General features: G+C 48.0%; 13 protein-coding genes. 11 read left to right on the top strand and 2 right to left on the bottom strand.

The features are described from left to right. Window positions 1-5: 5 nt before the first annotated feature. From speE to aguB, 5 genes are read left to right on the top strand one after another with little or no spacing between them, the layout of a single operon-like run. Window positions 6-866 carry a polyamine aminopropyltransferase gene (speE, locus tag MCG98_RS16090; RefSeq protein WP_240302899.1) on the top strand — a complete coding sequence of 287 codons (861 nt, stop codon included), beginning with the start codon at window positions 6-8 and terminating at the stop codon, window positions 864-866. Continuing rightward, window positions 863-2122, top strand: a complete 1260-nt coding sequence (locus tag MCG98_RS16085; protein ID WP_240302898.1) for a saccharopine dehydrogenase family protein — start codon at window positions 863-865, stop codon at window positions 2120-2122. The genes speE and MCG98_RS16085 overlap by 4 nt, the downstream gene beginning before the upstream one ends. Then, the gene (nspC, locus tag MCG98_RS16080; protein ID WP_240302897.1) at window positions 2122-3243 is read left to right on the top strand and encodes a carboxynorspermidine decarboxylase; all 1122 of its coding nucleotides are present in this window, start codon (window positions 2122-2124) and stop codon (window positions 3241-3243) included. Before MCG98_RS16085 ends, nspC begins: the two co-directional genes overlap by 1 nt. Before the next feature lie 15 nt (window positions 3244-3258). Continuing rightward, complete coding sequence (aguA, locus tag MCG98_RS16075) at window positions 3259-4395, top strand: agmatine deiminase (protein WP_345891685.1); 1137 nt, start codon at window positions 3259-3261, stop codon at window positions 4393-4395. Between the two features lie 6 nt (window positions 4396-4401). Then, window positions 4402-5280, top strand: coding sequence for an N-carbamoylputrescine amidase (gene aguB, locus MCG98_RS16070; protein ID WP_240302896.1), 879 nt, complete (start codon window positions 4402-4404; stop codon window positions 5278-5280). Here the strand turns inward: aguB and MCG98_RS16065 are convergent. After that, complete coding sequence (locus tag MCG98_RS16065; RefSeq protein WP_240302895.1) at window positions 5274-5645, bottom strand: hypothetical protein; 372 nt, start codon at window positions 5643-5645, stop codon at window positions 5274-5276. The two genes, aguB and MCG98_RS16065, sit on opposite strands and share 7 nt — an antisense overlap. 87 nt (window positions 5646-5732) lie before the next feature. Next, on the bottom strand, window positions 5733-6920 hold the full coding sequence (locus MCG98_RS16060) for a DUF4317 domain-containing protein (RefSeq protein ID WP_240302894.1): 1188 nt from the start codon (window positions 6918-6920) through the stop codon (window positions 5733-5735). A gap of 114 nt (window positions 6921-7034) precedes the next feature. On the opposite strand from MCG98_RS16060, the gene MCG98_RS16055 reads away from it, so the two are divergent. The 6 genes from MCG98_RS16055 (at window position 7035) to MCG98_RS16030 (ending at window position 16297) form a co-directional block, all read left to right on the top strand. Next, window positions 7035-7781: a LytTR family DNA-binding domain-containing protein gene (locus tag MCG98_RS16055; RefSeq protein ID WP_240302893.1), complete on the top strand. Its 747-nt coding sequence runs from the start codon at window positions 7035-7037 to the stop codon at window positions 7779-7781. Further along, on the top strand, window positions 7769-9334 hold the full coding sequence (locus tag MCG98_RS18995) for a GHKL domain-containing protein (RefSeq protein ID WP_240302892.1): 1566 nt from the start codon (window positions 7769-7771) through the stop codon (window positions 9332-9334). Before MCG98_RS16055 ends, MCG98_RS18995 begins: the two co-directional genes overlap by 13 nt. 115 nt (window positions 9335-9449) lie before the next feature. Further along, the gene (locus MCG98_RS16045; RefSeq protein WP_240302891.1) at window positions 9450-10946 is read left to right on the top strand and encodes a VanZ family protein; all 1497 of its coding nucleotides are present in this window, start codon (window positions 9450-9452) and stop codon (window positions 10944-10946) included. 97 nt (window positions 10947-11043) lie between these two features. Continuing rightward, on the top strand, window positions 11044-12063 hold the full coding sequence (locus tag MCG98_RS16040; RefSeq protein WP_240302890.1) for a diguanylate cyclase: 1020 nt from the start codon (window positions 11044-11046) through the stop codon (window positions 12061-12063). Between the two features lie 153 nt (window positions 12064-12216). Continuing rightward, a complete protein-coding gene (gene nudC, locus MCG98_RS16035; RefSeq protein ID WP_240302889.1) occupies window positions 12217-13056 on the top strand; it encodes an NAD(+) diphosphatase in 840 nt (279 codons plus the stop codon). 232 nt (window positions 13057-13288) lie between these two features. Then, complete coding sequence (locus MCG98_RS16030; RefSeq protein WP_240302888.1) at window positions 13289-16297, top strand: EAL domain-containing protein; 3009 nt, start codon at window positions 13289-13291, stop codon at window positions 16295-16297. Window positions 16298-16356 lie beyond the last annotated feature (59 nt).

The raw sequence follows: 16356 nt of genomic DNA, 5'->3' as shown, positions 1-16356 counted from the left end.
ACGGCATGGAAATGTGGTTTTCGGAAATACATACACAGAATGTGAAATTATCGATCCGAACGGAGAAGCAGCTGTTTTCCGGAGAGAGTGAGTATCAGCGCATCGATGTCTTTGAATCACCGGAGTTCGGAAGATTCCTGACGCTGAACGGAGATATCCTGTTCTCCGATGCGGATGAATTTATTTATAATGAGATGGTGACACACGTACCCATGTCGGTGCATCCGAATGCCAGGAAGGTATTGATCATCGGCGGGGGAGACGGCGGCGTTGCCCGTGAGTTCTGTCATTATCCGGAAATTGAAGAGATTGACGTCGTAGAGCCAGATGAAATGTTCATGGAGGTCTGCCGGAAGTATTTTCCGGATATGACACGGGGGCTGGAGGATGAACGGGTGAAGATCTTTCACGAGGACGGTCTGCGGTTTCTGAGAAAATGTACGGAAGTGTATGACATCATCATCAATGACTCTACGGATCCGTTCGGATATACGGAAGGATTGTTTACCAAGGAATTTTACGGGGCAGGCTTTCGTGCTCTGAAGGAGGACGGCATCATGGTATATCAGCACGGCAGTCCATTCTACGATGAGGACGAAATGGCATGCCGGAGCATGCACCGCAAGGTATACAGAAGCTTTCCGATCAGCCGGGTCTATCAGGCACATATCCCTACGTGTCCGTCAGGCTACTGGCTGTTCGGCTTCGCCTCGAAAAAATATCACCCGATCAAAGATTTTGACGGAAAGAAGTGGCGGGAACGGAAACTGAAGACATGGTACTATACGGCGAACCTGCATATCGGGGCGTTTATGCTGCCGCGGTACGTCGAGGATTTACTGGAAGAGGAGGAACACAGAATATGAGCAGATTATTGATTATCGGATGCGGCGGTGTGGCGCGTGTTGCCATCTGCAAATGCTGTCAGAACAGCGATGTATTTACAGAGATTATGATCGCAAGCCGTACGAAAGAAAAATGTGATGCGCTGAAAGAAGAGCTTCAGCCAAAGACAGAGACAAAGATTGAAACGGCTCAGGTAGATGCGGACAATACGCAGGAAGTGATCAGCCTGATCAGGGACTGGAAACCGGATGCCGTATTGAATGTGGCACTTCCGTATCAGGATCTTACGATCATGGACGCATGTGTGGAGACGGGTGTACATTATATCGATACTGCCAACTATGAGGCGGAGGATACGGAAGATCCCGCCTGGAGAGAAATCTATGAGGCACGCTGTAAGAAACTTGGCTTTACGGCTTACTTTGATTACTCCTGGCAGTGGGCGTATCAGGATAAATTCAGAGAAGCAGGGATCACAGGGCTTTTAGGCAGCGGATTTGATCCGGGTGTCACAAGTGTGTACACGGCGTATGCACTGAAACACTATTTTGATGAGATTCATTCCATCGATATTCTGGACTGCAACGGCGGCGACCACGGTTATCCGTTTGCGACAAACTTCAATCCGGAGATCAACTTGCGGGAGGTATCCGCACCGGGTTCCTACTGGGAAAATGGAAAATGGGTTGAGATAGAACCCATGAGTATCAAAAGGGAGTATGATTTTCCGGAGGTTGGTAAGAAAGACATGTATCTTCTTCATCACGAGGAGATTGAATCTCTCGCGAAAAACATTCCGGGGGTTAAGAGGATCCGCTTCTTTATGACATTCGGCCAGAGCTATCTGACGCACATGAAATGTCTTGAAAATGTGGGGATGCTGAGAACAGACCCGGTTTCTTTTGACGGAAAAGAAATTGTGCCGATCCAGTTTTTAAAAGCGCTGCTGCCGGATCCCGCGTCACTTGGACCGCGGACAGTCGGCAAGACGAACATCGGCTGTATTTTTACAGGGATCAGGGATGGAAAAGAGAAAACCATCTATATCTACAATGTCTGCGATCATCAGGAATGCTACAGGGAAGTCGGATCGCAGGCAGTCTCCTACACGACCGGTGTTCCGGCTATGATCGGAGCCATGCTGGTGGTAAGCGGAGCATGGCAGAAGCCTGGTATCTTTAACGTGGAAGAATTTGATCCGGATCCTTATATGGACGCACTGAACCGATTCGGACTCCCATGGGTAGTCTGCGAAAATCCGCAGACGGTTGCGTGATGAGGATCTGCGATCTTCCCACCCCATGCTATGTGGTGGACGAAAAAAAACTGGAAGAAAATCTGAGGATCTTAAGAGGTCTGGAGCAGGAGACAGGCTGTAAAGTTCTGCTGGCACAGAAAGCCTTTTCCATGTTTTATGAGTATCCGCTGATCAAAGCCTATATCAGCGGGACGACGGCCAGCGGCCTCTATGAGGCAAGGCTGGGACATGAGGAGATGGGTGGCGAGACGCACATCTTCTCTCCGGCTTATAAGGAGTCAGACTTTGAAGAAATCACAAAAATCTGTGATCATATTATCTTTAATTCCTTTGCACAGCTGCTGAAATACCGGGAACGCTGTCCGGAGGGCAGCATCGGTATCCGCGTGAATCCGGAGTGTTCGACGCAGGGAGAGCATGCGCTCTATGATCCGTGCGCGCCGGGATCGAGGCTTGGTGTCACGAAGGCGAACTTCCGGGAGGATCTGCTTCCACTTATCGACGGGATTCATTTTCATACGCTGTGTGAGCAGAACGCCGATGCACTCGCCAGAACCCTTGAAGCGGTGGAAGAAAGATTCGGAGCATATCTGCATCAGGTTAAATGGCTGAACATGGGCGGGGGACATCACATTACGCGTCCTGATTATGACCGAAGACTGCTCAGGGAATGCATTTGCCGCGTGAGGGAAACGTATGATGTGGAAATCTACCTGGAACCGGGGGAGGCAGTCGCTTTGAATGCCGGCTATCTGGTGACGGAGGTGCTGGACATCGTGGACAATGGTATTCAGACACTGATCCTGGATGCCTCTGCCGCCTGTCATATGCCGGATGTACTGGAGATGCCGTACCGTCCGCCTCTGCGCGATGCGTATGAGGCAGGGGAGCAGCCATACACGTACCGGTTGTCTTCCAATACGTGTCTGGCGGGAGATGTCATCGGGGATTATTCTTTTAAACACCCGGTATCAGTGGGGGATAAACTGTATTTTGAGGATATGGCCATTTATTCCATGGTGAAAAATAATACGTTCAACGGCATACCGCTGCCGGCAATCGCAGTGATGGACGGGGAGGGCAGCTGCCGGATCGTCAGGACTTTCGGATATGAGGATTTCAAAGGAAGACTTTCATAGAAAAGGAGATATCTTGTGGCTTTTGATAACATGAAAAACCCCCGGGAAGATGGTTTCATCATGCCGGGGGAATTTGAGCACCATCAGGGCTGTATGATGGTATGGCCGGTGCGGCCGGGTTCGTGGCCTTTCAAAGCCAGAGCCGCACAGAAGGTATTTGCTGAGGTGGCAAAGATCATCGCGCGCAGTGAAACTGTCTATATGCTGACGGACAGAGCCCATTTCGATCAGGCACGCAGTATGCTGCCCGGGCAGGTACAGATTATCGAGATAGAGACAGACGATGCCTGGGCGAGAGATACGGGTCCTACCTTCGTGATCAATGACGCAGGGGAACTGCGCGGCGTCGACTGGAGATTCAACGCCTGGGGCGGAGAAGCCGACGGGCTGTACGACCACTGGGAGCGGGATGACCAGGTGGCATCCGCCTTTTGCAGGAAATTGAAAATTGAATGCTATGATGCCCATCCTTTTGTACTGGAAGGAGGAGCCATCCACAGCGACGGGGAGGGTACGGTGCTGGTCACGGAGGCATGTCTGCTGAGTGAGGGGCGCAATCCAAATCTTACCAGGCAGGAGATTGAAGAACAGCTGGGGATGTGGCTGGGGGCTCGAAAAATCATCTGGCTGCCCCATGGGATCTGGCAGGACGAGACGAACGAGCATGTGGACAATGTCTGTGCTTTCGTGCGCCCGGGCGAGGTCGTGCTGGCGTGGACTGACGATGAAAGCGATCCCCAGTACCGCTATTCCAGGAGCTGTCTGGAAGTGCTGGAGAGTCAGACGGATGCCAGAGGAAGGCAGCTTCTCATACACCGCCTGCCGGTTCCCAAAGTTCCCGTATGTGTCACGGCGGAAGATCTGCCGGGATATGTTTACGAAGAGGGAGAGGAAGAACGGCGGGAGGGTGAACGGCTGGCGGCAAGCTATGTGAATTTTTATATTGCCAATGACAGTATCGTTGTTCCGCAGTTCGGAGACGAGCATGATCAGGGGGCAGTGGAACTTCTGGGAAAACTGTTTCCAGAACGGAACGTGGAACCAGTATATGCCCGGGATATCCTGCTGGGCGGCGGCAATATCCATTGCATCACTCAGCAGATTCCAGATTCGTGCCGCAAAAGGTACGGTGCAGTGCAGGAAGGAGTGTGAAGTCTTATGACAGGAGCAGTGACAGCGGCAGCGGTGCAGATGAGCTGCAGCCGTGATATAAAGGAAAATATAGAAAAAGCAGATGGTATGGTACGGGAAGCAGCCGCATTGGGGGCGGGAATTATCCTACTGCCGGAATTGTTTGAACGGCAGTACTTCTGCCAGGAACGGCGGTACAGTTATTACAGGTTCGCCAAACCGGTGATGGAGAATGACGCAGTGCTCCATTTCCAGCAGACGGCGCGTGAGCTCGGCGTGGTAATCCCTGTCAGCTTTTACGAGCAGGATGGGAACTGCCTGTATAATACGGTTGCGGTGATAGACGCCGACGGCAGTATACTGGGGGTTTACCGCAAGACACATATTCCGGATGACCATTATTATCAGGAAAAATTCTATTTTTCACCCGGAAACACGGGATTTAGAGTGTGGAAGACTAAATTTGGTACGGTCGGTGTAGGCATATGCTGGGACCAGTGGTTCCCGGAGACTGCCAGATGTATGGCACTGATGGGAGCGGAGCTTTTGCTGTATCCGACGGCTATCGGCAGTGAACCGATCCTGGACTGCGACAGTATGCCGCACTGGCGGCGGACCATGCAGGGGCATGCGGCTGCCAATATCGTGCCGGTGATCGCCGCGAACCGGATCGGTCTTGAGGAAGTGAAACCCCACGCCGAGAATGGCGGACAGTGTTCTTCTCTTCTGTTTTATGGTTCCTCTTTTGTTACGGATGAAGTTGGGGAGGTTGTTCAACAGGCATCCAGAGATAAAGAGGAGATCCTGATCTCCGAAATCGATCTGAGGCAGGCGGCGGACTGCCGGCTGGAGTGGGGACTCTACCGGGACCGCAGGCCGCACTGCTATGGCAAGATCGGTCAATAAGAATAAGTAAGTCCGTTTAATATCTGTTCCAGGAGAAACAGGGCACCTCGAATGCCGAGGTGGGTTTTTGATGTGACGTTGATATAGCCCATTCCGGGAAGTGAGTTTTCAATGCCCGAGAAAATGTGATTCATAAGTTTCAGTTTTGCGATGGTACATCCGTCTGCGAGAACAATCTCTCCTGGTGTTTTCAACATATCTGCCTCCAGAGTCTGGGGGCATTTATATTGCCCGGCAAGATTCAGCAGGATCTGACGGCTGCAGTCACTGTCCGGACTGGTGATGGAAAAACACACGGGAGCCATACCCAGATAGTGGAGCAGAAAGCTGCCGTATGCGTATGCTTCCGACCAGGTGCCTTTCACGGAGAAGGTGACTCCCCGGGGGAGCCCTGTCAGGGAGTTAAGACGCGACAAATGAACATAGGCTCTTCCTCTGGCGGGTTTCTGGTCTTATTCAGAAAGAGTGGCTGCCGCTTCTTCGGAGGAGTTGTCAGCGGATTCTTCCGATGCAGGTGCGTCCACACTCACCGGCATTCCGTTGACTTCCAGATAGTCATCCACGGGAATCACGAGGAAGGCACGGCCGTCAATGACGCGTGTCTCCACAAGATCCATACGCTCCGGATTGACTTTTATGACCACATCAGGAGTCTCGATACTGAATTTCCGGGTCTCTGCAATATTGGATACCAGGATCGGGGTGTCCGGTTTTACCACCTCTTCAAATTCTTTCTCAAAGAACTGAATCTTCTCATCCGGGACACCGCTCTCCTCCAGAACGCAGCGTACATCATGTGTCGAAAGGGTCAGGGGATCCGGATTGTCTTTGCCCGCCTCGACCATCTCGTGCAGGTTTTCATGCAGATTTTTCACCACCTCATAATGACAGTCGTCCCCCAGGGCATCCGCGATCATATTCTGAAACGTTTCTTTCTGGCCGGAGGCGGAGAGCGGCGGCGTACAGCCGAGCACATTGTCGATAAAATCCTGCTGCAGTTCTTCCGGGTTCCTGGAGTAATAGAGAATGCTGTGGATATCGGTATTGCGGTCGTTGAAGGCGGGGAACAGGAAACCGCTGATGGGGGCTGCCACAATCCAGTCGCGGATTCTGTCTTCAATACTGTTTTTTTCTGTATTATAGCACAGCCCGGCTTTCGAGAGGTTGACCGGGCAGATGCTGCACAGCAGGTACTCATAGACATTGTCGGAAGCATCAAACATTTCCAGATTGTCGGAGGACTTGCCTGGAATATCGTAGGCTGCGTGAATCAGAATAATGTAGTAGTTTGTACCGTATGTATAATGATCGATGACTTTCTGATAAAATTCTTCCACCAGTATATCATCCTCCAGACGGCTGCCTTTCAGCTTCATGAGAAATGCTTGTGTTCCATCCGGCATCTCCTGTTCAAGCGGAAATTCCATGTTCAGCAGATTTTTTCCAATGCTGCCGGATAATGTATGTTTGAAAATGTCAAAATATTTAAAAGCCTCTTCTTCCTGGACAGAGCCAAAAGCTTCCTTTATTTCCAGTTTTATATTTTTCTCACCATCTACATAGCATCCACAGATGCGGGAGATGGTACAGTTTTCAGGAGTGAACTGTTTCCGGATTTCCAGAGTTTCTTTTTTATTCATAATCAGCAATACCTCCATGATTTGTAGTTTACGGAACTCCATTGTACTCTTATTTTGTTTTGCATGTCAAGATGTGGTACACTAGAAAAAAACAAGCTGAAAGAGGAGACATTTATGATTCAGGTGATGTTGTGTGATGACGATCCGTTCATCCTGAAGCTGGCAGGGCAGCAGATAGAAGAGGAAATTGCAGAGAAAAAGCTGGATGCACAGATTGTCTGTGTGGCAATGGAGAGTCTGGAGATTTTTCGATATATACAGAAGAACCCGGGAGAGTATCTGGTGTTCCTGGATCTGGACTTTGGTGCCGGCAGGTTAAATGGAATGGATGTTGCACGTAAGATTCGTGAACTGAGTCAGGCATCCAAGATTGTGTTTGTTACGAATCATCAGGAGATGGCGATGCAGGTTCTGCAAAGCGGGGTGGAACCCTTCGGGTTTCTGGAAAAGACAACGGATATGAGAAATCTGAAGGAGGGGTTTGGCCGCTATATCCGGATGGCGTCAGCCGTCTGGGGAGAAGCTAAAAAGACGGAGGATAAAGATCTGCTGGTTCTGACGATCGGGATTGGTGAGACGGTGAACGTCAGGAAGAGCAGCATCCTCTATGTGGAAGCGGAAAAGGCCGTGTCACATGGGGTGACGTACCATACGATGGATGGCTCAGCGGTGACGGTGAGAGATACCATAGAACGCGTGCTGGGGATGCTTGGAGATGATTTTCTGAAGGTTCACCGGTCTGTTGTTGCAAGTAAGCGGTATATGGTGGGGATGCAGCAGGGTATGCTCAAGCTTGCAAACGGGGAACTAATTCCATGTTCGGTTCGGATGCGAAATGAGGTGAAACGGTGGCTGGAATAATTGGATGGTACTTCGTATGGCAGGTTGTCAAACTGTTACTCGTGAATGGAATGATATTGGCTGCCGCGCTGGCATGGTACAGGATCTGGACCAGGATCAACAGGCCGAGACTCGAACTTGCAGCCGGATTTCTGGTATCCTGCGGGATAGTACTCTTTCTCTATCCGGGATATTTTCTGAAATCGATCAGCTGGATCAAAAGCTGGGAAGCAGTCTTATTTCTTCTTATTTTTGCGACTGTGCTCTCTGTCTGGGCGGTCGGCTACCTGAAACTTTCTGTGAGTGATTACCTGCTCCTGGGCACTGTACTGTTTCTGCTGCAGAAATACAGCTATCATGCGCTGTACTGCCGCAGCATGCTGCTGATTATCGGATGGATACTGCTGCTTGTAATCGTGCAGCGGAGATACCATTCTGCAAAACAGCAGGCGATGCCATGCCTTCTCACGCTGTTCTCTGCAACGATCTGTTACTGTGTTTATCAGATGATCTTTGAGGGGAAGGTTCTGCAGATTTATTATAATATTGCAAGGAAGTATGATTTTGACAGGGTACAGAAATTTTTCTGCCTGCTTTTGATCACGTTCTGTTTCCTGCTGATCTTTGCGCTGCTGATGTTTCTGCTGAAAAGAGGACTCCACTATTATTTCGCGAAAGCACAGGAAATGAGTGAAAAATACGAAGAGATTGGTGCGTACCTGCTGGCTGTTCCCGTTATGCTGTTTGTTGTTTTATTTCTGCTTGACATCGTGGGCATGTTTTACGATACGGAACGGATGCCGTTTCGAATGGGTACGGTAGCGATTTTTATCATAGCATTTCTGGGCATGCAGTTGTTTTACCTGAAGATGCTTTTAAAAACGGTGCAGCTTAAAGAGCATCTGGAATATCAGGAAAAAGTACAGGAGCATATGCAGCTTTATCATCGGAAAATGAATGAGAATATGCAGGAGATCAGGGCGATAAAGCACGATATGAAGAATATCTTTCTGACAATGGGCGAACTCGTAAGAAGAAACGGAGATGCCCCGCTTCAGGAATATTACTATTCTCAGATAGCACCGTTTGCACAGTCGGAAATCCAAAAGAATGATATGTATGTACAGCTGCAGATGCTGCAGAATGAGACGCTGGAGGCGTTTCTGCACTATAAACTGCTGCAGGGAATCTCAGCAGGGGAGGATATCCGCATTGTGACCATGCTCGACCATACGTATTTTCCACACTGCGTGGATGTATCGGATATTGTGCGGATCATTGGGATTTTTTTGGACAACGCGATGGAGGAGGTCGAGCAGATGGAGGACGGTCATGTGGAACTGGAACTCCGGGAACAGGAAGGAAACATGCAGATCCTGATAAAGAACACGGTGCGCACAGCGACACTTGAGAGAGGCGTTCATGCAGGAGTGACAAGCAAAGGACTGGGGCGCGGCAACGGGCTGACCATTGCCAGAAGGCTGATAGACAAGCACAGTGACATTCTCTGGAATTCTTATTTTCAGGGAAACCTGTTTGTACAGTCTATTCAGGCGTTTCGGCCCGGACGTTGATAAAATTGCCTGGATGTACTGCCTGAAGAATTATCTGTGCACAGTAAGAAAAAGTAAAGCCATAACAGACATGGCTTTATTTTTTTGTATTATATTCGTTCTCAAGAGGTGATGAATGATGTTAGAAAATGTATTAATGTATCTGCTGCCTGGAATAACAGTCTGGGCAGTATATCTTGCAGTATTTGAAGTGTATCTGAGGGTATCACATCAGACAGTGACATTGCAGTACCGGGCAGCCACACTGCTTTTGGCAGCGGCAATGACAGCGGTCTTTTCCATGACAGTGTCTCCGGTGTTTGGATTTACGCTGGGGCTGGGAAAGGGGCAGATTAACCTGATACCAGGCCAGGTACTCCGGGATATCGGAGACAATCCCCTGAATTTTTTTGGAAACATTCTGATGTTTATCCCGCTTGGGTTTCTGCTCCCGATGCTGTCCCGGAAATTTCAGAAAGTGGGAAATGCCGTGTTGTTCTGCGCCGGAACTTCACTGCTGATTGAGGTCCTGCAGCTGTTCCTGACGCGGGGGACCGATATCGATGATCTGATCTTAAACACATTGGGCGGACTCATTGGATTTCTGGCTGCCATGATGCTTCTGGCAGGTGTCAGGAAACTATATGGCGCAACGGGAATCAGGGACCAAAAAACCGGAAAGATCAAAAAAAGAGATGGAAAGCCCGTATTGATTCTGGTGGTACTTATGCTGATCGGAGTGATGGGGACCGGCCTGTGGAATTGCAGACAGTTTGCAATGCCACAGACACAGGCGGCAGGTCATGATTTGACAGAAGAAACAAATGACTGGTTTGACGACATCGGCATAGAAGCAAAAAATGCATGCCTGATCGATGCCCGGGAAGGAAATATTCTGTACGGGAAAGAAGAAAATCAGCAGATTGCGCCCGCCAGCACTGCCAAAATTCTGACGGTGCTGACGGCCGCCCGCTTCTGCGCCGCTGATGAGGAAGTTACTGTGGGCGAAGAAATCAACCGGATTGAGAGTGATGCCTCACGTGCCTGGCTTGTTATTGGCCAGCGGCTGAGCGTAAAACAGCTGATGGAAGGAATGCTGCTTCCATCCGGAAATGATGCGGCATACGTCCTGGCAGTGTATGCGGGAAGGAAGATCAAAGATCAGGCGGATCTGTCGATCGATCGGGCACTGGAAATTTTTATGGATAAAATGAATGAGACAGCAGTCCTTGCAGGCGCTGAAAATTCCAGATTCTTAAGGCCCGATGGATATGATGCAGACGGTCAGTATACGACAGCCTATGATCTGGCATGCTGTGCGCGCGTGTTTATGAATACAGAATACGGGGACGGGTATCTGTCAGATATTGTCAGACAACCTTCGATCCGCACCTGTTTTGCGGATGGAACGGATGTGACGTGGCAGAATACAAACCAGTTGCTCAGTCCGGAGAGTACCTATTATGATAAAACAGTTGTCGGTCTTAAAACGGGGAGTTCAGATGCGGCCGGAAAGTGTCTGGTTTCGGCTGCCTATCGGAATGAGCGGCTTTATATCACAGTTGTCATGGGAGACTCTGAGGAGGGGCGTTATCAGGATACACTGGACTTATTGAATAAGATCGAAGGATAAAAAATTTATTCCGATATTGTATTCTTTCTTGCAATTCAGTTCTTTATAAGATATGCTAGGACTATATATACACGAGAGCTGGCTGGAGGGATTACAATTGGAAAAGATCAGTAATGCAGAAGCATTTTGCCGGTGGATCTGGTACACCTATTTAAATAAAAAGAATTATCGTGCGTTAAAAGAAATTGTCGATGACAGCATATCCGTAATAGGAACCGGCGAGCATGAGATCAGCAGGACTCTGGAAGAGTTTGCCGCACAGATGGAAAAAGAGGAGCTTAACCGCAGGGAGTCTTTTTTTGTGGAAGATGACTGGTATCAGACCAGGGATTTGGGGAATCATCTTTTTCTTGTGATCGGTCAGGGCAAGTGCAGGGAAGATGCAGAAGACCGTATTATCTACGAGTTTGCATTTCGTTTTACCATGCTTGTCATACAGGACCCGGACGGCTACCGACTGCTTCATGTGCACCAGTCGGTAGCAGACAGTGCTCAGGACAGCGATGAATTCTTTCCGCGCCGGCTGGTTGAACAGAGTAATCAAATATTGCAGGAACGTATAGAAGAAAAGACGAAAGAGCTGGAGGCGGCGCATAAGCAGGCACTTTTCTATGCAAGGTTTGATCCTCTTACAAAGTTGATGAACCGCCAGTTTCTTGAGGAGAAGATTTCTTCCAGGATGTTGGAACAGCCATATGGGACAATGCTCATAATGGATACTGATGTGTCCAAAGAAATCAATGGAGTTTATGGACATGCCGTTGGAGACCGTATTCTGCAGGCGTTTTCAAAATCTCTGAAGAATGTATTCTGCAATGATCTGATCGGCAGGCTTGGGGGCGATGAGTTTATCGTTTATGCCAGCTTTGGGATCGAGCATCAGGAACTGCTGGAGCAGCGCTGGCGTCAGCTGAAGGAAGAATGGGAAGAAAATCAGAAGGATATTAAAATGGATGTTCCTGTTAACCTGTCAGCAGGTGCGGCTTTTTATCCCAAATACGGCGATGATTTTAGCAGCGTTTTGGATCATGCCCATAAAGCACATTATTATTTGAAAAAGTGCGAGAAAGAAGGAATCTGTTACTATGGACAGGATGGATTTGTAAAAATCCTGTGATAACGATTCCCTTATTATTTAAATGCTGCATAAACAGCCGGAATCTCCCTGTGTCAGCAGGGAGATTCTTTTTATGGGTAAAACAGTAAAAGTCTTTTCGCGGGTAAAAGATTTTGCTATAATAGTTACAAAAGCAAAGGATGGTAAAGTATTATGATACAGGATATCGAACCGCATCAGTTTAGGAATGAATACCGGCCCCAACCGCCTGGAAGGGACAGTTATATTTTATATTATCGAAAAAAGCAGGTGTTGATCAAATGGAAGGATGGTGAAATCGCATTTCCAAAGTTTTCGGACCTGGAAGCAGATAATGATCATCTCTACGAAAACTATACGTATCTGTTCTCTGTAGATGGGGACAGTTATTATCTGTTGCATAACATAGTCTTTCCGACAAAGGCGAACTATTCTCTGGAAAATACGGAGATCTTCCGGACTGCCGAGCCAAGACACCTTGCCTTCGCCGGAATCACCGGGTATCAGCTGTATAACTGGTACGGCATACGCAAATACTGTGGAAGGTGCGGGACACTCATGCAGCACAGCGATAAAGAACGGATGGTTTTTTGCCCGGAATGTAACAATATGGAATATCCCAAGATCTGTCCGGCCGTCATTGTCGGGGTAACGCATGGCAACAGACTGCTGATGTCTAAATATGCGAACCGTGATTTTGCCAAATACGCATTGATCGCCGGGTTTACAGAGATTGGTGAGACGGTAGAGAATACTGTGCGAAGAGAAGTTATGGAAGAAGTCGGTCTGAAAGTGGGAAAAGTGAAGTATTATAAAAGTCAGCCATGGGCTTTTACGGATACGATCCTGATGGGATTTTTTGCCGAACTGGAAGGAGATGAAACCATTACCCTTGACCGAGAAGAACTTGCGATGGCGGAATGGTTCGAACGGGAAGACATTCCGGTAAAAGAGACGAATCTGAGCCTGACGAATGAAATGATTATTTATTTTAAAAAGAATGGTAACGTCTGAAGCGGTGCAGGAGCCTATGCGGCTCCTGTTTTTTGCTTTTGTTTGGGTTTACAGTAATGCTTTGTAGGCAGTAAAATGTTTATAAAGGAGCTCCGTAATTGACATAGCAGTCTTATGTTTAGTATAATGTAAAATAACATTACAGCGAAAAACATGAGACTGGGAGGGATGGAATAAAGGCTGCTTTTTGCAGTCTTTTTCCGTCTTGTCTGTCAGATATGGAGAGAATAAGATGGGTGTGGCAAAGAATTCCAAAGAGGAGATGCAGATATTTGCTTATCATCAGATTTTGGATAAGCTGGATGCTTTGATTTATATTACAGATATTGAAACAGATGAAATTTTGTATATGAGTCCCGGAATGAAGGCTGAATTTTGTGTGAAACATCCGGAAGGACAGGTATGCTGGAAAATATTTCAGAAAGAGATGTATGGAAGGTGTCCGTTTTGTCCCATAACGGAGCTGAAAAAGCGTGCCGGGCGTAATGATGTTATTTCATGGGAAGAATGTAATGAAAAGACCGGGCAGATATATGAAAATTATGACTGCCTCCTGGAATGGCCGGATGGAAGACTGGTGCACATGCAGCATTCCGTCAACATCACAGAGCGGAAAGAACTGTCACATACTGCCAATATGGATGAGCTGACGGGGCTGCTGAACAGACGCGCCGGCAAAGCAGATCTGGAAGAAAAGCTCAGAAGCGCGTCCAGGAAGGGAGTCCCTGTAACTATCTGCCTTTCAGATCTGAATAATCTAAAGGTGATCAATGACACTTATGGGCATAAGGAAGGGGACTACGCGCTTGTCAGTGTTGCGCACATTGTGAAAGAGTATTTGTATCCGGAGGACACTGTTTTTCGTCTCAGCGGTGATGAATTCATTATTGCCTTTTATGGGTGCAGCCTGGAAAACGCCACCAGAAAAATACAGATTATACTGAATGCCATGGAGCGAAAGGCGGCAGAAGAAAGGCTGGCTTATCAGCTTTCTTTCAGCTACGGGCTTGTGGAGGCACAGCCGTGTGATGAATGTTCCGTGATGGAACTGATCTCACAGGCGGACGAAATTATGTATGAGCAGAAGCAGCAGTATCATATTGAGCAGGCGCGCAGACGCCTGGCATGTTCACCGGAGGAAGAAAGGCAGAGAATCCGTGATTTTGACTATGATAAAGAGCATCTGTGCGATGCATTGATGGAAAGTACGGACGATTATATATTTGTTGGCAACATGAAGACAGGTACCTTTCGTTATTCTCCGCGTATGGTAGAAGAGTTTGGGCTTCCCGGAACCGTCATTCCAAATGCATCAGCAGTGTGGGGAGAAAGGATTCATCCCGGGGATCAGAAGGAGTTCCTGGCATCCAATCAGGAGATTGCGGATGGCCGTGCTGAATCCCACTGCATACAGTACCGTGCACGAAACCGTAATGATGAGTGGATCTGGCTACAGTGCCGGGGCTATATGATCCGTGATAATCTGGGGGAACCGGATTTATTTGCAGGCATGATTACGAACATCAGGGAGAAAAACTGGAAAAAAGAACAGGCTATGGAGGAACTGGAAAAGCAGGTTTATCTTTACCGTGCCGCCGAGCGGGGAGGCGTCTTTACCGTTCGCGTTGATTCCGGCTTCACGCTGGTCTACGGAAATGATATTTTTTATCAGATTATAGAAGAGACAAAAGAAAACATAAACCGTATCGCACACAATAAAATGTCATTCTATGTACATCCGGAAGATTTCAATGTACCGGAAAACACGGTGAATGCAAGCCTGAAGGCGGGAGATATGAGGACAGAATGGCAGATGAGGCTCGTGACAGGCAAACGAAATGTCAGATATGTGCTTATCACGGGAATCTTTGCAGAGAGGGACGGAGAGTTGCAGCTGGATGGATTTGTTCTCGATATTACCAGAAACAGGGCCAGAGAGAAGCAGATCGAGGAGGTAAACCGAAAACTGAAATATTCTCTGCACCATGATCCGCTCACTGCAATTTATAATCAGGAAGGATTCTATCAGAAGGTCAGGCAGCGATTATCGAAATTGCCGGACAGAAGGTACATGATTGCCAGATGGAATGTGGAAAAATTCAAAGCGATCAATGAACTTCTGGGAAGACAGGAGGGGGATCATATTCTGAAGTTTATTGCAGAATATCTGGAAACTCATATGGGATCAGAGGGAATCTGCGCAAGGTTGTCAGGTGATAACTTTGCTGTATTCTATGAGGAAGACGCATGGGACTTGGAACAGGCACTGCTGGATATCCAAAAGCTGATCGCAAGGAAACACCCGCAGTATAAATTTGCAATCTACGCGGGGGTATATATAATAACTGACATAACGGTGCCTATCGATCAAATGTGTGACCGCGCCTTTCTTGCACTTCAGACTGTCAAAGGTAATTATCTGCAGCATGTTGCATATTATGATGAACATCTGCGGGTGCAGATGCTTGGAGAACAGCAGCTTTTAAACGGTATGGACAGGGCACTTGCTGCCGGAGAATTTGAAATCTATATTCAGCCTGTAATAGAAGCGTTTTCAGAGAGATGTATTGGCGGCGAGGTACTGGTGCGGTGGAACCATCCGGCTTTAGGGCTGCTGTCACCGGACCGCTTTATCTCTCTGTTTGAGAAAAATGGATTTATTGTCAGGATGGATGCATATATCTGGGACAGAGCCTGCCGCTGTTTAAAAGAATGGAAGGAGCAAGGCTGGAGGATCGTTCCATTGAGTGTCAACATGTCGCGACTTAACTTTTATCAGCCGGATATCGCTTCAGTGGTTTTAGAGATCGTGGATAAATATGGGCTGGATACGGAATTGCTGAAGCTTGAAATCACAGAAAGCGCCTACACTGAAAATCCCAGAGAACTGATTCAGAGTGTGGAAAGATTTAAAGCTTATGGTTTTGAGATTATGATGGATGATTTCGGAAGCGGTTATTCATCCCTGAATTTTCTTCAGGAAGTACCGATTGATATCCTGAAAATAGATAAAAGCTTTGTTCATCACTCTATGGATTCCGTGATGGCGCGGCATGTATTAACCAGCGTCGTGAACATGGTCAGAGATATGGACATGCGGGTAGTCGCGGAGGGTGTAGAGACAAAGGAGCAGCTTACTTTTCTAAAAGATATGCAGTGTGATTACATGCAGGGGTACTATTTCTCCAAACCGATACCGGCTGAATCGTTTAAACAGGGGTATCTGGTACACGAGAACTAAAGGAGCGTGTAGTTACTGACGGTAAGCTGATAACTGTCTTGCCAGCAGGCTGGTTTTCT

The organism is Ruminococcus sp. OA3, from assembly GCF_022440845.1.
Lineage (GTDB): Bacteria > Bacillota > Clostridia > Lachnospirales > Lachnospiraceae > Ruminococcus_G.
This window is presented reverse-complemented; position numbering and strand designations above follow the sequence as displayed.